Source organism: Humibacillus xanthopallidus, assembly GCF_006717145.1.
Lineage (GTDB): Bacteria > Actinomycetota > Actinomycetes > Actinomycetales > Dermatophilaceae > Humibacillus > Humibacillus xanthopallidus.
In genome coordinates, this window is the sequence record NZ_VFQF01000003.1 from 580679 (window position 1) to 598459 (window position 17781).

Annotated in this window: 15 protein-coding genes; 5 read left to right on the forward strand and 10 right to left on the reverse strand. The window is 70.3% G+C overall.

Annotation, left to right across the window (positions count from 1 at the left end):
• Positions 1-37 precede the first annotated feature (37 nt).
• Both cydB and FHX52_RS20715 read right to left on the reverse strand, forming a co-directional pair.
• Positions 38-1087: a cytochrome d ubiquinol oxidase subunit II gene (cydB, locus tag FHX52_RS20710; RefSeq protein WP_141824259.1), complete on the reverse strand. Its 1050-nt coding sequence runs from the start codon at positions 1085-1087 to the stop codon at positions 38-40.
• A gap of 13 nt (positions 1088-1100) precedes the next feature.
• Complete coding sequence (locus tag FHX52_RS20715) at positions 1101-2576, reverse strand: cytochrome ubiquinol oxidase subunit I (RefSeq protein WP_141824260.1); 1476 nt, start codon at positions 2574-2576, stop codon at positions 1101-1103.
• 148 nt (positions 2577-2724) lie between these two features.
• Between FHX52_RS20715 and FHX52_RS20720 the strand changes: the two genes are divergently transcribed.
• A complete protein-coding gene (locus tag FHX52_RS20720) occupies positions 2725-3114 on the forward strand; it encodes a GntR family transcriptional regulator (protein WP_141824261.1) in 390 nt (129 codons plus the stop codon).
• Between the two features lie 45 nt (positions 3115-3159).
• Here the strand turns inward: FHX52_RS20720 and FHX52_RS20725 are convergent, their stop codons facing one another.
• Positions 3160-3390, reverse strand: a complete 231-nt coding sequence (locus FHX52_RS20725) for a hypothetical protein (RefSeq protein ID WP_141824262.1) — start codon at positions 3388-3390, stop codon at positions 3160-3162.
• A gap of 216 nt (positions 3391-3606) precedes the next feature.
• Between FHX52_RS20725 and FHX52_RS20730 the strand changes: the two genes are divergently transcribed.
• Positions 3607-5700, forward strand: a complete 2094-nt coding sequence (locus FHX52_RS20730; protein ID WP_141824263.1) for a galactose-binding domain-containing protein — start codon at positions 3607-3609, stop codon at positions 5698-5700.
• 117 nt (positions 5701-5817) lie between these two features.
• Here the strand turns inward: FHX52_RS20730 and paaK are convergent, their stop codons facing one another.
• The 4 genes from paaK to FHX52_RS20750 form a co-directional block, all read right to left on the reverse strand.
• Positions 5818-7134, reverse strand: a complete 1317-nt coding sequence (paaK, locus tag FHX52_RS20735) for a phenylacetate--CoA ligase PaaK (RefSeq protein WP_141824264.1) — start codon at positions 7132-7134, stop codon at positions 5818-5820.
• A gap of 101 nt (positions 7135-7235) precedes the next feature.
• A complete protein-coding gene (locus FHX52_RS20740; protein ID WP_141824265.1) occupies positions 7236-8078 on the reverse strand; it encodes an amino acid ABC transporter ATP-binding protein in 843 nt (280 codons plus the stop codon).
• Positions 8078-9025 (reverse strand): amino acid ABC transporter permease, encoded by a 948-nt coding sequence (locus FHX52_RS20745; protein ID WP_141824266.1) that lies wholly within the window; start codon positions 9023-9025, stop codon positions 8078-8080. Before FHX52_RS20745 ends, FHX52_RS20740 begins: the two co-directional genes overlap by 1 nt.
• Complete coding sequence (locus FHX52_RS20750; RefSeq protein WP_141824267.1) at positions 9022-9927, reverse strand: ABC transporter substrate-binding protein; 906 nt, start codon at positions 9925-9927, stop codon at positions 9022-9024. The genes FHX52_RS20745 and FHX52_RS20750 overlap by 4 nt, the downstream gene beginning before the upstream one ends.
• 403 nt (positions 9928-10330) lie before the next feature.
• Here FHX52_RS20750 and FHX52_RS20755 point away from each other — a divergent pair, with 403 nt between their 5' ends.
• Positions 10331-11869, forward strand: coding sequence for a DEAD/DEAH box helicase (locus FHX52_RS20755; RefSeq protein ID WP_141824268.1), 1539 nt, complete (start codon positions 10331-10333; stop codon positions 11867-11869).
• A gap of 353 nt (positions 11870-12222) precedes the next feature.
• On the opposite strand, the gene paaI is transcribed toward FHX52_RS20755, so the two are convergent.
• Both paaI and FHX52_RS20765 read right to left on the reverse strand, forming a co-directional pair.
• Positions 12223-12630 carry a hydroxyphenylacetyl-CoA thioesterase PaaI gene (gene paaI, locus FHX52_RS20760; protein WP_342777980.1) on the reverse strand — a complete coding sequence of 136 codons (408 nt, stop codon included), beginning with the start codon at positions 12628-12630 and terminating at the stop codon, positions 12223-12225.
• Between the two features lie 212 nt (positions 12631-12842).
• Positions 12843-14081, reverse strand: coding sequence for a 3-hydroxyacyl-CoA dehydrogenase NAD-binding domain-containing protein (locus FHX52_RS20765; RefSeq protein ID WP_141824269.1), 1239 nt, complete (start codon positions 14079-14081; stop codon positions 12843-12845).
• Between the two features lie 90 nt (positions 14082-14171).
• Here FHX52_RS20765 and paaN point away from each other — a divergent pair, with 90 nt between their 5' ends.
• Positions 14172-15896 (forward strand): phenylacetic acid degradation protein PaaN, encoded by a 1725-nt coding sequence (paaN, locus tag FHX52_RS20770; RefSeq protein ID WP_141824270.1) that lies wholly within the window; start codon positions 14172-14174, stop codon positions 15894-15896.
• Entirely contained in the window at positions 15896-17296 is a 1401-nt protein-coding gene (locus tag FHX52_RS20775; protein ID WP_141824271.1) for an MFS transporter, read from the forward strand. Before paaN ends, FHX52_RS20775 begins: the two co-directional genes overlap by 1 nt.
• Before the next feature lie 36 nt (positions 17297-17332).
• On the opposite strand, the gene FHX52_RS20780 is transcribed toward FHX52_RS20775, so the two are convergent.
• The gene (locus FHX52_RS20780) at positions 17333-17716 is read right to left on the reverse strand and encodes a DUF1304 domain-containing protein (RefSeq protein ID WP_141824272.1); all 384 of its coding nucleotides are present in this window, start codon (positions 17714-17716) and stop codon (positions 17333-17335) included.
• Positions 17717-17781: the final 65 nt, after the last annotated feature.

Genomic DNA, 17781 nt, shown 5'->3' on the forward strand with positions numbered 1-17781 from the left:
GTGATGGCCTCGCTGGGGTTGTCGACGGTCGTGCAGGTCAGCGTGCAGCAGGCTCGAGCGGTGCGTCGTCCGGAATCACGCTGGTAGTCAAGCGCTTCCGGAAGACCCAGTACGTCCAGCCTTGGTAGAGCAGGACGATCGGCGTGAAGATCAGCGCGACGATGGTCATGACCTTGAGGGTGTAGTCCGTGCTCGACGCGTTCTCGATCGTCAGGTTGTAGGCCGGGTTGGTCGTCGACGGCATGACGTTCGGGAAGAGCACGATGAAGTACGTCGCGACTGCCATGGCGATCGTGACGGCCGTGCCGATGAACGCCCAGCCCTCACGTCCGGCCCGGTTGGCCGCGATGGCACCGAGCAGGGCGACGGCCGCGACCACGGTCGTGGCCCACGACGCGAGCTTGCCGTCCGTCAGGCCGATCCAGCCGAGCAGGACGACCGCGAGGACGGCCGCCACGATGCCGACGCGCTGGGCGATGAGGCGTGCCTCGTAGCGCACCTTCCCGTCCGTCTTGAGAGCGATGAAGATCGCGCCGTGCGTGAGGAAGAGCGCGACGAAGGTGATGCCACCGAGCAGGCTGAGCGGGTTGAGCAGGGTGAAGAGGTTGCCCGTGAACTCCATGTTCGCGTCGATCGGCACACCGCGGACGATGTTCGTCAGCGCGACGCCCCAGAGCAGGGCCGGCACGAGCGAGCCCCAGAAGATCGCCTGGTCCCAGCGCGCCTTCCAGACTGCCCCCGGCCGCTTGTGGCGGTACTCGAAGCCGAGGTTGCGCACGATGAGCGCGACGAGGATGAGCAGGAGCGGGAGGTAGAAACCGCTGAACAGCGTTGCGTACCAGTGCGGGAAGGCGGCGAAGGTCGCGCCACCCGCCGTCAGCACCCACACCTCGTTGCCGTCCCACACGGGGCCGATCGTGTTGATGAGCAGCCGGCGGCGCTTCTCGGCGTCCTCGGCGTCAGCGGCATACCGCTTGCCACCGAGCACCGGCAGCAGCATGCCGACGCCGAAGTCGAAGCCCTCGAGCACGAGGTAGCCCGTCCAGAGAACGCCGAGCAGGATGAACCAGAAGGTCGCGAGGTCCATGGTCGTCGTCCTCTCAGTAGGCGAAGACGAGGGGGGCGTCCTCGTCACGGTCGGCGGGGTCCTGCGGCTGCTCGAAGGGCTCGGCACCCTTGCGGACGTAGTGCAGGAAGAGCTTGATCTCAACGACGGCCAGTGCGCCGTAGAGGAGGGTGAAGACGGTCATCGAGGTGATGACCTCGCCCATCGACACGCTCGGAGAGACGCCGTTGGCGGTCGTCATGAGACCGAAGACGATCCACGGCTGGCGCCCCACCTCGGTGAAGATCCACCCGAAGGAGTTGGCGAAGACGGGCAGGAGAGGAGCGGCCACGGCGGCATACAGCAGCCACTTGCCCGTGGGGGTGCGCCCCTTGCGGGTCGTCCACAGCACGGCCAGCGCGATGATGGAGGCTGCGATGCCGAGCCCGATCATGAGCCGGAAGCTCCAGTAGGTCGTCGGGATGTTGGGCACGTAGGCCGTCGCGAGGTCGGCGACGCGGGGGTTGCCGCTCGCGCCGAACGTCTGGGCGTACTCCGCCTTGATCTCGTTGATGCCCCGGACGGCGCCGTCGAAGGAGCCTGTCGCGAGGAAGCTGAGCAGGCCCGGGATCTCGATGATCGGGGTGGCGGCGGAGCCGTCGAGCGAGCCGATCGTCAACACGGAGAAGGGCGCTCCCACTCCCTCGGGCACCGACTCGTAGAGCGCCTCGGCGGCGGCCATCTTCATCGGCTGGACCTCGGTCATGATCTTGCCCTGCACGTCACCGCTGGCGATGACGCCGATGGCGGCCACGAGGCTGATGACCGCACCGATGCGAGCCGCCTTGCGGTACATGGGTGCATCACCCGAGGCGAGCTCATCCGGGGTGGCAGCCGCCTTGGCCTCGCGGCGCATGAGGTAGACCGCGACGCCGATGATCACGGCGGCGCCGGTCATGTAGGCGGCGAAGATGACGTGCGGGAAGGTGACGAGCTGCACCTTGTTGGTGAGCACGGCGAAGAAGTCGGTGAGCTCGGCCCGGCCGCTCGCCGGGTTGTACGTGTAGCCCACGGGGTGCTGCATGAAGGAGTTGGCCGAGAGGATGAAGTAGGCCGAGAGCACGGTGCCGATGTGCACGATCCACATCGTCGAGGCGTGCAGCTTCTCGGGGAGGCGGCCCCAGCCGAAGATCCACAGGCCGAGGAAGGTCGACTCGAGGAAGAAGGCGAGCAGCGCCTCGACGGCGAGCGGTGCACCGAAGATGTCACCGACGAAGCGCGAGTAGTCGCTCCAGTTCATCCCGAACTGGAACTCCTGCACGATGCCCGTTACGAGGCCGAGGGCGAAGTTGATGAGGAAGAGCTTGCCGAAGAACTTGGCCAGTCGCAGCCACTCAGGTTTGCGCGTGCGCACCCAGGCGGTGTGGAAGACGGCGACGATCAGCGACATGCCGATCGTGATCGGCACGAAGAGGAAGTGGTAGACGGTCGTGATGGCGAACTGCCATCTGGCCAGGTCCGTGGCGTCCAAGGTGAGCTCCCGTGAGGGCGGCGCGAAACTACATGACGTAGTAGATGCTATCCGCTCGCTCCCCGGAGAAGTCACCGCCTGTAGAGAGTTGTGTCACGCTCCGCCGGGGCCTAGTGTCCGGTGACGCAGCCACGAGCGAAGGAGCGCGATGGGTGACGTCACGGCGGGCATCTCCGTCGACCCGGACGGTCACGTGCCGCCCTTCGAGCAGGTGCGCTCCCAGATCGCGGAGCTCATCGCCACCGGGCGCCTCCTGCCGGGTGACCAGCTGCCCACGGTGCGTGGTCTCGCGGCCGACCTGGGGCTCGCGAGCAACACGGTGGCGCGGGCCTACAAGGCGCTCGAGGTCGGTGGTCTCGTCGAGGCACACAGCCGCGCCGGCACGCGGGTGGCGACCGGCCAGCACACGGCCGAGGTCGTGCTGGCATCGCTGGCGCAGAAGTATGCCTCGGCCGCGCACGGCGCCGGCCTCAGCGACACGCGCGCCATCGAGATCGTGCGTGCCGCACTCCGCTCGCAGGATGCTCAGTCAGGCTGAGCCCCAACGCTTTTCGTCACCGAGGGGGTATGCCGCCCGACGGGGTCAGGCGTGACGTGCGGGCTGCTGCGTGGCCGGCCCCGTGGTCTCGATACGACGCACGGGCACGGGGCGCTGCAGCGGGTGCAGCAGCCGGGTGAGCCAGGCGCTGCGCGGGGCGCGGCCGGGCCGCGGGGAGCGGGTGGCGCGCTGTGCCGGTGCCGAGCGGTGCTGGGGCGCAGCGGAACTGGGCCAGGCTCCGACCAGGCGTGCGGTCTGCGGGGGGATGCCGCTCATGTCCTTCTCCTTGTGCTGTCCATCGGCTGTCGTGAGCTGCTCACGGGCGGGTGGGCCGCGCTCGTGGTCACTGGTCAGAGCGGCGGCCGGGGGCGGTGATACCGAGGGCACCGGACGGCATACATCTGCGGCGGTTTCTTCCGATTGCGTGCTGTGCGGCTTGTGCGGGAGTACCGTCCTTGGGATCAGGACACGCACTCCTCGGGGGAGGCTTCGATGGCGAAGCACCTGTTCGTATCCATCGGTCGCGGGAGCGGGAGCCGGCTCGTCAGCCGGCTCGTGAGGCCGCTGGTCGTCGCGGTTGCCGCGGTCGTCGTCGCGACCACCGCGCTCGGGCCTGCGTCGGCGGCGGACGACCCGTTCACCCCGGTGAGCCCACAGAGCCCGGACTCCCAGGTCGACGTGACGGGGTCACCCTTCGCCGGCACGACGGCGGGAGGCCAGGTGCGCGGCTACGTCGACGCGCACACCCACCTCATGTCGGACGTCGGCTTCGGCGGCAATATCGTCTGCGGAGCGACGTTCAGCCCCAACGGAATTGCCGACGCGCTGCGCGACTGTGACTACCACTACCCGACCGGTCAGCTCGCCCTGCTCGAGAACCTCACGAACAAGGAGGGCGGCGGTCCGCTCGACCCGCACGACCCCGTCGGCTGGCCGACCTTCAGGGACTGGCCGAAGTGGAGCTCGCTGACGCACCAGCAGATGTACTACAAGTGGATCGAGCGCGCGTGGCGCGGCGGTCTGCGCATCATGGTCGCCGACGCCGTCAACAACAACGTCCTGTGCAGCCTGCCGACGCAGGTCAACCGCTACTCGTGCGACGACATGGACACCGTGCGCCGACAGATCGCCGAGACGAAGAAGCTCGAGGCCTTCATCGACGCGCAGTACGGCGGCGCGGGTCGTGGCTGGTTCCGCATCGCCTACTCGGCCGACCAGGCGCGCACCGCCATCGAGCAGGGCAAGCTCGCGGTCGTCCTCGGCGTCGAGGTGAGCAACCCCTTCGGGTGCAAGCTCACCCTCGGAATCCCCGGGTGCACGACCGCCGAGATCGACGCCGGCCTGACCGAGCTCCACGGGCTCGGCGTCCGCTCGATGTTCCTCTGCCACAAGTTCGACAACGCGCTCTGCGGGGTGCGCTTCGACGAGGGCACCCAGGGGGCCATCGTCAACTTCGGCAACTTCCTCAACACGGGGCAGTGGTGGCAGGTCGAGCCGTGCCGCACGGCGCTGCAGGACCACACGGTGGCTCCGGTCGTGCTCCCGTCCGTCCTCTCGGGGCTCATCCCGCCGGGAGTGCAGCTGCCGGTGTATCCGCCCGGCCCGCACTGCAACCCGCGTGGTCTCTCCTCGCTCGGGGAGTACGCCCTGACCGGCATGATGCGCCGGGGGATGGTCGTGGAGGTCGACCACATGAGCGCCAAGGCGGCGGCCCGGACGATCGACATCCTCGAGACCGCGAACTACCCCGGCGTCGTGTCGAGCCACTCGTGGATGGACACCCTCCTGACGGAGCGGCTCTACCGGCTCGGAGGCTTCGTCACGCAGTACGGCCACGACGCCGACGACTTCGTCGACACGATGCACACCGACGAGGCCCTGCGCACCCGCTACGGCGTGGGCTACGGCTTCGGCATGGACATGAACGGCTTCGGCGGCACCCCGGCGCCACGGGCCGGGTCATCGGTCGGCTACCCGTTCACGACGCTGGGCGGCAGCAGCGCCGACCGTCAGGTCACCGGCCTGCGCACGTGGGACTACAACGTCGACGGCGTGCCGCACTACGGGCTCATCCCCGACTGGGTCGAGGACATGCGCCGCATCGGCGGTCAGCAGGTCGTCGACGAGCTCGCCCGTGGAGCCGAGTCCTACCTGCGCACGGCACGGGCAGCGCAGACGTGGGCGCCGGCCCCCAACCTCGTGACCGGTCGTCCGGCGACGGCGAGCAGCTACCAGTGGGACCTCTTCACCGACTTCCGGCCCTCGCGGGCGACGGACGGTCGTGGTGACACGCGCTGGTCGAGCGCCTGGAGCGACAACCAGTGGTGGCGTGTCGACCTCGGCTCGGTGCGGCAGGTCGGCCGGGTCGCCGTCTCGTGGGAGGCGGCGCACGCCAAGGCCTATCGCATCGAGGTCTCGACGGACGGCTCGAGCTGGCGCACGGTCTCGTCGGTGACCGACGGCGACGGCGGGCTCGACGTCGCCGTCTTCACCCCGACGTCGGCGCGCTACATCCGTGTCGTCGGCGTGCAGCGAGCGACACCGTACGGCTACTCGATCTGGGAGGTCGGCGCCCAGGCCACCTGAGCCCCGTCGTCGCCCGGCGCGGGCGCGGGGAACACACCGAGCAGTCGTCAGCCGCGCGAGGTCTGCAACGCAAAGTTGTCGGTTGTTCGGTGTGTTGCCGGCAGGGTGCGCAGCGGGTCAGCTCTTCGGTCGCTCGTCGACGATGCGGCGGGCCTTGCCGATCGACCGCTCGATGGAGCCGGGCTCGCGCACCTCGACGCGACACGTCGTGCCGATGTGCGTCTTGACGGCGTGCTCGAGCGAGCGCGCGATCTCCTCGGCCGCGCCGGGCTCCAGGCGCGAGAGCGGCTCCACGAGCACGGTGAGCTGGACCATCCGGCCCGGCTGGGTGAGCACGCACTGGAAGTAGGGCGACAGCCGTGGCTCCGCGAGCACGTGCTCCTCGATCTGGGTCGGGAAGACGTTGACGCCGCGGATAATCATCATGTCGTCCGTCCGCCCGGTGATCTTCTCCATCCGGCGCATCGACGGCACAGCGGTGCCCGGCAGGAGGCGCGTGAGATCCCTTGTGCGATAACGGATCACAGGCATCGCCTCCTTGGTCAACGAGGTGAAGACGAGCTCACCCACCTCGCCGTCGGGCAGCACCTCCTCGGTGACCGGGTCGATGACCTCGGGATAGAAGTGGTCCTCCCAGATGTGCAGGCCGTCCTTCGTCGTCGCCGCCTCCTGCGCGACGCCCGGACCCATGACCTCCGAGAGGCCGTAGATGTCGACGGCGTCCATGCCCGTGCGGCGCTCGATCTCCTCGCGCATCGACTCGGTCCACGGCTCGGCGCCGAAGATGCCGACCCGCAGGCTCGTCGACGCCGGGTCGATGCCCTCGCGCGCCATCTCGTCGAGGAGGCTGAGGAAGTAGGACGGCGTCACCATGATGACCCGCGGCTCGAAGTCCTGGATGAGCTGCACCTGGCGCTCGGTCATGCCCCCGCTCACCGGCACCACCGTGGCACCGAGGCGCTCGACGCCGTAGTGTGCGCCGAGGCCGCCGGTGAAGAGGCCGTAGCCGTAGGCGACGTGGACGATGTCACCCGGGTGGCCGCCCGCGAGGCGGATCGAGCGGGCCATGAGGTCGGCCCACGTGTCGATGTCGCGCTTCGTGTAGCCGACCACCGTCGGCCGCCCGGTCGTGCCCGAGCTCGCGTGCACGCGGACGATCTGCTCGCGCGGCACGGCGAACATCCGGAAGGGGTAGTTGGCCCGCAGGTCCGCCTTGGTCGTGAACGGCATACGCCTCACGTCGTCGAGCGACCGCAGGTCGTCGGGGTGGAAACCCTTGGCCTCGAATGCCGCCCGATAGTGCGGCACGTTGGCGTATGCCGTCCGCACCGTCTCCTGGAGCCGCGTGAGCTGGGTGCCCCTCAGCTCCTCGACCGACATCGTCGGGATCTCGTGGTCGGGCAGGTGGGCGGCGCTGGCTGACTCCGTCGTCATGGCGCCATTCTTGCGGACGAAAGGGGAGAGGCCACCTCGTGTCGCACGAGGTGGCCTCTCGAGGGGCCCCTGACCTGCGCCCAGGACGACTCAGCCGCAGGTCACCCCTCCGCGGCGGCGGCGGCGTCGGCTGCCGCCTCCTCGTCCTCGGTGCGCATCCGCTTGAGGAAGGACCTCGTGCGCTCGTGCTGCGGGTTGTTGATGACGTCGGCCGGTCTGCCCTGCTCGACGACGACCCCGCCGTCCATGAAGACGACGTGGTCGGCGACGTCGCGGGCGAAGCCCATCTCGTGCGTCACCACGATCATCGTCATGCCCTGGTCGGCGAGGTCACGCATGACCTTGAGCACGTCGCCGACGAGCTCGGGGTCGAGCGCCGAGGTCGGCTCGTCGAAGAGCATGAGCTTGGGGTCCATGGCGAGGGCTCGGGCGATGGCGACACGCTGCTGCTGGCCGCCGGAGAGCTGGGCCGGGTAGGCCGCCGGCTTGTCGCCCAGGCCCACCTGCTTGAGGAGGTCGAGCGCACGCTCGCGCGCCTTCTTCCTGTCCACGCCCCGCACCTGGATCGGTGCCTCGCAGATGTTCTCGAGGGCTGTCATGTGCGGGAAGAGGTTGAAGCGCTGGAACACCATGCCGATCTCGCGGCGCTGGGCAGCCACCTGCTTGTCGTTCAGGTGGTGCAGCTGGCCCTTGTCGTCGCGGTAGCCGACGAGGTCGCCGTCGACCCAGATGCGGCCGCCGTCGATGCTCTCGAGCTGGTTGATGCACCGCAGGAAGGTCGTCTTGCCGGACCCGGACGGCCCGAGGAGGCAGACGACCTGGCCCCGCTCCACGTCGAGGTCGATGCCCTTGAGCACCTCGTTGCCGTGGAAGCTCTTCATCACGTTGAGGGCCCGGACCAGGGGCTGGCCGTCACCCGTGGGCGTGCTGTCGCTCGTCGTCATCACGCTCCTCCTGCCCCGGCAGGCCGGGCGAACCTCTTGTTGGTGGGCTTGGTGCCGAAGCCGCGGCCGAAGCGCTTCTCGAGGAAGTACTGGCCGACCATCATGACCGAGCCGATGAGCAGGTACCAGATCGTCGCGGCGACGAAGGCCGGCATGATGAGCAGCGTCCGGTTGCCGATCGCGCTCGTCTGGTAGAAGAGCTCGGTGATGATCGGGATGGCCGAGAGCAGCGAGGTGTCCTTGACCATCGCGATGGCCTCGTTGCCGGTCGGCGGCACGATGACCCGCATGGCCTGCGGGAGCACGATGCGCCGCATCGCCTTGCCACGGCTCATGCCGAGCGCGGCTGCCGCCTCCGCCTGACCCTTGTCGACCGAGAGGATGCCGGCGCGGGCGATCTCGGCCATGTAGGCCGCTTCCGAGAGACCGAGGCCGACGATGCCGGCGAGCAGCGTGCTCGAGAACTGGTTGACGTTGAGCGTGAAGAACGTGAAGTCCTGCGACAGCCCCAGCCAGGACGCGAACTGCTGGCCGAACGGCACGCCGAAGTCGACCTTGCTGTAGAGGAAGCCGATGCCGCTGCCGATCATCGCCAGCAGCACGAGGCGCGGGATGCCACGGAAGAACCACGTGTAGACGAACGAGACCCCGCGCAGGACCGGGTTCGTCGACAGGCGCAGGATCGCGATGAGCACGCCGCCGATGATGCCGATGACCATGGCGCCGATCGTGCCGACGATGGTGCCCTTGACGAGCCCCTCGAGGACCGGCGTCTGGACCATGATCTCGAACGCCTTGGCGAAGTCCCAGCGCGGGTTCGTGACGAACGAGCTGATCATCATCGCGATGAGGATGACGATGATGGCGAGCGCCACCCACCGGCCGGGGTGGGGGACCGGCCGGGCGTCGATGAGGCCCGGCCGGTCGTCCGTCGTGGGAGTGGTCACGGGTTGACGGCGAAGTTGTCGATCGCTCCGGCCTCGACGGCGTACTTCTTCAGTGCCGCCATGTAGCTGCCGTCAGCCTTGGCCGCGTTGAGTGCCTCGACGAGGAGGTTCGCGAAGTCCATCTGGTCCTTGGGCACGACGTAGCCGTAGGGGGCCGAGTCGTAGATGCTGCCGAGCGCCTCGAGCTGGCCCGTCTGCTTCACGGCATACAGCCCGACGGGCGAGTCGGCGAGCATGGCGACCGTCTTGCCGCTGACGAGGTCGGCGGTCACCTGGTTCTGGCCCTGCTGGACGATGGGGTTGATGGCCGGCTTGCCCGCGTCGGTGCACTTCTTGCTGCGGGCCGCGAGGTCGTCGACCTGGACGGTGCCCTTCTGGACGCCGATGGGCTTGCCGCAGGCGTCGTCGATGTTCACCTTGTCGGGGTTGCCCTTGGCGACGACCCACTGGGTTCCGGCGCTGTAGTAGCTCACCATGTTGACCTGCTTCTTGCGCTCAGGGTTGATGGTGAAGCTCGAGACGCCGATGTCGTACTTGCCGCCCGTAACGCCGAGGATGATCGTGTCGAAGCCCGCCGGCACCCACTCCGTCTTGAGACCGAGCTTGGCCGCGACGGCGTTGAAGACGTCGACATCGAAGCCGATGACGGTCTTGCCGTCCGCGTCGAGGAACTCGTTGGGGGCGTAGGTCGGGTCGGTTCCGACGACGATCTTGCCTGCCGACTTGAGCTTGGCGGGGACCTTGGCCGCGAGGGCCTGGTCGACGCCGCCGCCGGCGGCCGAGGTGCCGGCGGGCGTGCTGCCCGAGCCGGGGTTGGTCGACATGGAGTCCGACCCGCACGCCGAGAGCGTGAGGCCGACCGCGACGACACCGGTGAGGGCGATGAGGGACATGCGGCGCATGTTGGGGTCCTTCCGGGGCGAACAGGTCGTTCGAGAGGTGAGCGGCGCGACGATGCACCGTCCGAGTGGGGCCGATCCTGCCACTTTTCCGCAGGGGTGCCCACGGAAGCGACCGAACCGTTAGCGGACCCACAGCGTGCTCTGTGGCCCGTCCACGCCGCCGGGGGTATGCCGCCGGGCCGGGACCCGGGGCAGCGACCCGATTCGTCCGGTCGGGTCCCGCTCGGCTACTCTGGTAGCAGCGGCCCGCCCAGTTCTGCCTCGGGTCGCTTCTTCTAGGCCTGGCACTGCGACTGCGGTCGCGCCGGCCCCGTCGATTCGCTCTTGCGCCGCGACCACGTCCACCGACGAACGAGTTCGCGCCGGGCAGAACGACCTCATCCAGCTTTGGGAGTACCCACCTGTGTCCACCGACACGACCTTTTCCGCACTCGGCGTGCCCGCCGCCCTCGTCTCGATCCTCGAGGCGCAGGGCATCACCACCCCGACCCCCATCCAGGCTGCGACGCTGCCCGACTCGCTCGCCGGCCGCGACGTGCTCGGCCGCGGACGCACCGGCTCGGGCAAGACCTACGCCTTTCTCCTGCCGCTCCTGACGCGCCTGTCGCAGTCGGGCCAGCGCCGCCAGGTCCGCCGGCCGCGCGCCCTCATCCTCGCGCCGACCCGTGAGCTCGCCACGCAGATCGACACCGCGATGGCGCCGCTCGCCAAGCCGCTCGGCCTCACCTCGCAGACGATCTTCGGCGGCGTCGGCCAGAACCCGCAGGTCCAGGGCCTGCGCGCCGGCGTCGACGTCATCGTCGCCTGCCCCGGCCGGCTCGAGGACCTCATGCAGCAGGGCCACGTCTTCCTCGACGCCGTCGAGATCACGATCCTCGACGAGGCCGACCACATGGCCGACCTCGGCTTCCTCCCCGGCGTGCGACGGATCATGGACAAGACGCCCGCCAACGGCCAGCGCCTGCTCTTCTCGGCGACGCTGGACGGCGCGATCAACGTCCTCGTCAAGCGTTTCCTCACCAACCCGATGACGCACGAGGCGGACTCGGCGCAGTCGCCGGTCTCGACGATGAGCCACCACGTGCTCCACGTCGGCAACGACGCGCACCTACCGGTGCTGCTCGACCTCACTGCCGCGCCGGGCCGCACCGTCGTGTTCACGCGCACCAAGCACCGGGCCAAGAAGCTCGCCAAGCAGCTCAACGCCTCGGGAGTTCCGGCCGTCGAGCTGCACGGCAACCTCAGCCAGGGTGCCCGCACGCGCAACATGGACGACTTCCACTCGGGGCGCGCGCAGACGCTCGTCGCGACCGACATCGCCGCCCGCGGCATCCATGTCGACGACGTCGCGCTCGTCATCCACGCCGACCCGCCGGTCGAGCACAAGGCCTACCTCCACCGCTCGGGCCGCACCGCCCGCGCCGGCAACGACGGCACCGTCGTCACGATGATGCTCGACGAGCAGGTGCGCGACGTGCGTGACCTGACCCGCAAGGCCGGCATCAAGCCGACCACGACGCGCGTCCAGCTCGGCCACCCGCTCCTGACGGAGCTTGCTCCCGGCGAGCGGTCGTATGCCGGTGGGCTCGTCCGCGAGGAGGCCCCCGCCGGCGCTCGCTCCGGTGGCTCGGGTGGTCGTTCGGGCGGCGGCCGCTCCGGCGCCGCGACATCGCGTCCCGCCCGTGGGCGTGGCCGCTCCGGTGGTCGCGGTGGCGAGGGCGCTGCTGCGGGTGCCGGTGCCAGCACGTCCGGCCAGCGCCGCGGTGGCTCCGGTCGCGGCGACGCTGCGGCCAGCACGTCGGGCCAGCGTCGCGGGGGCTCGGGCGCGCCGCGTCGCTCCGGCGGCGGCAGCGCGACGGTCTACTCGACGAGCTCGGGCGGCGGCAGCGCCGCCTCGTTCTCCGCGGGCTCGCGGGCCGGCTCGCGCCGCACCTCCCGCTGACCCACCCCACCAGCAGGTCGAAAGGCCAAAAGCTGCCGCTTGGACCACGTCGAGTGGCCAGTCTTCGCCGCCCTGACCACGTCGAAAGGCCAAAAGCTGTCGCCCTGACCACGTCGAGAGGCCAGTCTTCGTCGCGCTGACCAGGTCGAAAGGCCAATAGCTGTCGCTGGGACCACGTCGAGTGGCCAAAGTCCGTCCACGACGAGCTTTGGCCACTCGACGTGTCCGGAGCGACCAGGTGTGGCCACTCGACTGGGTTGAGGCGTCCAGGTTTGGCCACTCGACGAGTCCGGAGCGACTAGGTGTGGCCACTCGACGAGTCCGGAGCGACCAGGTGTGGCCACTCGACTTTGTCAGGTGAGGGAGCGGCTGCGGCCGCGGAACTCCGCGATGACCTGACCGTCCGCCTCCCGCGTGACCGTGACGTCGGTCAGCCCGCTGCGGCCGTATGCCGTGCGCACCCGAGCGTCCGCCACGAGCACGTCGCCGAGACGGCTCGGTGCCGTGAAGGCGATGTCGGCACCCGCCGCCACCGTGAGCCGCCCCTGCGAGTTGCAGGCCAGCGCGAAGCACGAGTCGGCCAGGGTGAAGACGAAGCCCCCGTGGGTGATGTCGTGACCGTTGACCATGTCGTCGCGGACCGTCATGCGGACGACGGCGTGGTCGGTCTCGACGAGGACGGCCTCCATGCCGAGGGCCCGGGAGGCCTCGTCATCGGCCCACATCTGCTGGGCGAACGCCACCCCGTCCGCCGCCGTCACAGCTGACCCCGACGCCCCCGTAGCCCCCGAAGACCCCCCGTTCGAGGTGATCTCGGCGCCGACGTGGGGTTCAGCATCACCTCGAATGGCGGGGTGGTTCGAGGTGATCTCGGCACCGACGTGGGGTTCAGCATCACCTCGAATCGGGGGAGAGTGCGGCGTCGGCAGGGAGCCGGCATCACCGCGCACCGGGGGCTCACCCGCACCCGCGGTCACCGCAGGCTGCCGTCGGTCAGGGCCGGGCTCGGCCGGTAGCGCCCACCCGGGAACGCAGCGTCGAGCTCCGCGATCTGTGCAGCGACGACGTCGAAGCCGATCTCGCCCCCCCACTCGATGGGTCCGCGCGGATAGCGCACTCCCAGCCGCATCGCCGTGTCGACGTCCTCGGCGCTGGCCTCGCCCCGGTGCACGAGGCCGACCGCCTCGTTGACGAGCATCGCCACCGTGCGAGCGAGCGGATCGGTCGCGACCGGGCCGCCGACGAGTCGCCCGGCCAGCTCGAGGTCGGGCTCGGGCCGCTCGACGGAACCGTCGGCGGCATACGTGTAGACACCCTTGCCCGTCTTGCGACCGAGCGTGCCGGCCTCGACGAGGCGACGCTGGAAGTCCGTCGGCGTGTAGCGCTCGTCGTGGCCGGTCTGCTCCCAGACCGAGGTGCCGACGGCGAGGTTGACGTCCTGGCCGATGAAGTCGGTCAGCTCCAGCGGCCCCATCGGGAAGCCGCCGCGCTCACGCAGCACCCAGTCGACCGTCGCGGCGTCGGCGACTCCCGCCTCGACGATCCGCTGCGCCTCCCCGTAGAACGGGCGCGCCACGCGGTTGACGATGAAGCCCGGCGTCGAGGCGCACCGCACCGGCGTCTTGCCCCAGGCCCGCATGAGCGCCGTGACGTGCTCGACGAAGGCCGGCGACGTGACCTCGCCGTGGACGACCTCGACGAGCGCCATGACGGGCGGCGGGTTGAAGAAGTGCAGCCCGAGCACCCGCTCGGGGTCGATGACGTCGCGGGCGATGTCGTCGATGTCGATGCTCGAGGTGTTCGTCGCGAGCACGGTGTTCGCCGGCTGGCGCTCCGACAGGTCGGCGAAGAGCCGCCGCTTGAGGTGCAGGTCCTCGGGCACCGCCTCGATGACGAGGCCGCATTCCGGCAGCTCGTGCACCGACTCGGACGCGACGAGGCGCTCCAGCGTCGCCTCCGCGTGCTCGCGGCTGATCCGACCCTTGCTCTCCAGGCGGTCGAGCGCTGCCTCGATCCGCTGACGCGCCTCGACCGCGGCGCCGATGACCGGGTCGACGAGCACGACGCGGTGGCCCGCCGTGGCGGCGACCTGCGCGATGCCCGACCCCATCGCGCCCGCCCCGATGACGGCGACGGTCGCGAAGATGCCCTCGTCGTCGTCGCTGCCCCGGTTCGTCGCGTTCTGGCCGGCCTCGGTGACGTCGGTGTCCATGGCTGACATCCTGCCCGGTCGCGGGGCCCGCGTGGCCCAGGGGCGGAGGGGACGGCATACGGCCGCGTGACATCTGGCTAGCATCGATGGGTGACTGACACGGCAACGACGCCCACCCACCCGCTGCTCGCCGCGCACGCCGGTGTCCTCGACGAGATCCGTCAGGCGCTGACGACGCGCTCCTACTACTCGCGCTACCCCGAGTCGCCGAGCCCTCGCGTCTACGGCGAGAGCGCTGCCGCCGAGGGGCTCGCGGCGCACGAGGCGCACCTCGGGCAGCCGTATGCCGCCCTGCTGGGGCAGCCGACCGACGGCACCTTCGTGGGCAGCGAGGTCTCGCCCTACGGGCCCGAGCTCGGCGTGACCTATCCCGCGCTCGACCTCGATGCAGGCCTCGAGGCCGCCCGTCACGCGATTCCCGCGTGGCGCGACGCTGGGCCGCAGGTGCGTGCCGCCGTCTGCGTCGAGATCATCGACCGGATCAACCGCCGCAGCTTCGAGATCGCCAACGCCGTCATGCACACCTCGGGCCAGCCCTTCGTCATGTCCTTCCAGGCGGGCGGGCCGCACGCGCAGGACCGGGCGATCGAGGCCGTGGCCGCGGGGCTCGTCGAGCAGGAGCGCCTGCCGACGAGCGTCGTCTGGGAGAAGCCCGGCAAGGACCGGGAGGGCAAGCCGGCGCCGCTGCGCATGCAGAAGGACTACCGCATCGTCCCGCGGGGCCTCGCGCTCGTCATCGGCTGCAACACCTTCCCGACGTGGAACGCCTACCCCGGCATCTTCGCCTCGCTCGTCACGGGCAACCCCGTCGTCGTCAAGCCGCACCCTCGGGCCGTGCTGCCGCTCGCCATCTCGGTCGAGATCGCCCGCACGGTGCTCGAGGAGGCCGGCTTCGACGCGGCGCTCGTGCAGCTGGCGGCCGAGGCCGACGGCCAGGGCCTGGCCAAGACGCTTGCCGAGCGCGACGAGATCGCCATCATCGACTACACCGGCGGTCCGAGCTTCGGTGGCTGGCTCGAGCAGGCGGGCGCGGCCGCCGGCAAGCTCGTCTTCACCGAGAAGGCCGGCATCAACACGATCGTCGTCGACTCGACCGACAACCTGCGCGGCACGCTCGGCAACCTCGCCTTCTCGCTGGCGCTCTACTCCGGCCAGATGTGCACGGCCCCGCAGAACATCTACGTCCCCGAGGGCGGTGTCGACACCGACGAGGGCCACCTCTCCTTCGACGAGTTCGGCGAGCGGCTCGCCGGGGCCATCGGCCGCCTGACCGGCGACGACGCGAAGGCTGTCGAGCTGCTCGGCGCGACGGTCAACGACCAGGTGCGCAGCAACGCCGACTCGCTGGCCACGATCGCCGGCGAGGCCGACGGCCGCGTCGTGCTCGACTCCCGCCGGATCGCCCACCCGACGTGGGCCGACGCCGTCGTGCGCGCTCCGGGGCTCGTCGCGCTCGACGTCTCGCGCGAGGACGTCTACACGCAGGAGTGCTTCGGCCCCGTCGGGTTCCTCATCCGCACCGCCTCGACCGAGCAGTCACTCGCCCAGCTCGCCGACACGATCCGCGAGCACGGCGCCATGACGGCTGCGGTCTACTCGACGAGCGAGGACGTGCTCGACCAGGCGCGCGAGGCTGCCGCCGCCGGGGGGGTCGCCCTCTCGGAGAACCTCACCGGCCAGGTCTTCGTCAACCAGACGGCGGCCTTCTCCGACTACCACGGCACGGGGGCCAACCCCGCCGCGAACGCCGCCTACACCGATGCCGCCTTCGTCGCCGGCCGCTTCAGGGTCATCACGTCACGACGTCACGTCTGATGCCGGAGCCGACCGAAGCGCTCGACCTCGACCCGGCACACCGAAAAGGGTTGCAGCGCAACGTCATCCGCACCCTCATCACGTCGCAGATCCTGTCGGGTCTCGGCATGGCGAGCGGGCTGGCCGTCGGGGCCCTGCTCGCCGAGGACCTCTCCGGCACGGAGTCGCTCGCCGGGCTCGGCACGACGTTCCAGGTGCTCGGTGGTGCGCTCATCGCCATCCCCGTCGCGCGCGTCATGGCGGCGCGCGGTCGCCGGCCGGGCCTGCAGCTCGGGCTCGCGCTCGCACTGGTCGGCGCGGCCCTCGTGGTCACCGCCGCCGTCGCCCGCAGCTTCCCGCTGCTGCTCGTCGGCATGCTCCTCTTCGGCGGAGGCACGAGCGCCAACAGCCAGTCGCGGTATGCCGCGGCCGACCTCGCGCTGCCGCAGCACCGTGGGCGTGACCTCTCGGTCGTCGTCTGGGCGACGACGATCGGCTCGGTGCTCGGGCCCAACCTCGTCGGCCCCGGCCAGGCCTTCGCCCGCGCGCTCGGCCTGCCCGAGCTGGCCGGCTCGTTCGTCTTCTCCCTCGCCGGGTTCGCCCTCGCTCTCGTCGTCATCACCCGGCTCCTGCGGCCGGACCCGCTGCTCACGGCGCGGGCGCTCGAGCGAGCGGACCGGGCGGCCTCGGCCGGGCGGCATACCGAACCGGCGCGGAGCGTCGTCACGACGCCGCGCACGCACGCGGCGGAGAACGGTGCCGCGCTCGAGCCCGTCGACGGGGTCGGGCCGGGTGAGCTCGGCGACGGCAACGAGGACCACGACGGCTCGCTGACCCGCGGCCTGCGCGTCGTCCGCTCCAACGGGCGCGCCCGCCTCGGCGTGCTGACGATCGCGCTCGGCCACGTCGTCATGGTGTCGGTCATGGTGATGACGCCCATCCACATGAGCCACGGCCACGCCGACCTGCAGGTCATCGGCTTCGTCATCTCGGTGCACATCCTCGGCATGTTCGCGTTCTCGCCGATCATCGGCGCGGCCGTCGACCGGTGGGGCGGCCCGATCATCGCGGCGACGGGTGGCGCGGTGCTGACCCTCGCGTCCGTGCTCGCGTCGCAGTCGATGACGGGGTGGTCGCCGCTGCTGCTCATCGCGCTGCTGCTGCTCGGAGTCGGGTGGTCCTGCACGCTCATCTCCGGCTCGACGATGCTGACGTCGGCGGTGACTGCGGAGGAGCGACCGGCGACCCAGGGGCTGTCGGAGGTCTTCATGGGGCTCGCCGGCGCGGGTGGGGGGCTGCTCGCCGGCGTCGTCGTCGACCGGCTCGGCTACGGCACCCTCGCGATGGGGGCCGCTGTGGTCGGCGTCGCGGTCGTGGTGATGGTGGCCGTGACCGCGCCTCGCAGACCGACGACCTCCTGACCCCGGCGGGGTTGCTGGTCGAGGGGGACGCTGCGGCTACCCAGCCAGGAGGAAGAGGACGAAGCCAAGGAGCGGCAGCGTGCCCTGGGTGAGGGCGGCCCGCAGGTAGTGACGGCCCGAGGCCAGCAGCACCGTCGCGGCCGCGACCATCGATCCGGTGGCGAAGAGGACGAGGGTGCGGCCCGCGGTCTCGTGCCCGGTCCACCACAGCACGAGGCCGAGGCCTGCACCGAGGGCGAGGAAGAGGTTGTAGAAGCCCTGGTTGTAGGCCATCGGGCGGGTCACGTCTGCGGTCGCCTGGTCGGCGACGCTGAAGCGCTTCCAGACCTCGGGGCGGGTCCACGCGATGCTCTCCATCCAGAAGATGTAGACGTGGAGGAGGGCGGCCAGCCCGACGAAGACGCTCGCGACGACGCTCATCCCCGGATCGTAGGCCCCACCGACCGTCGAGTGGCCGCGCCGCCCCACCAGCCCCATGGGATGTC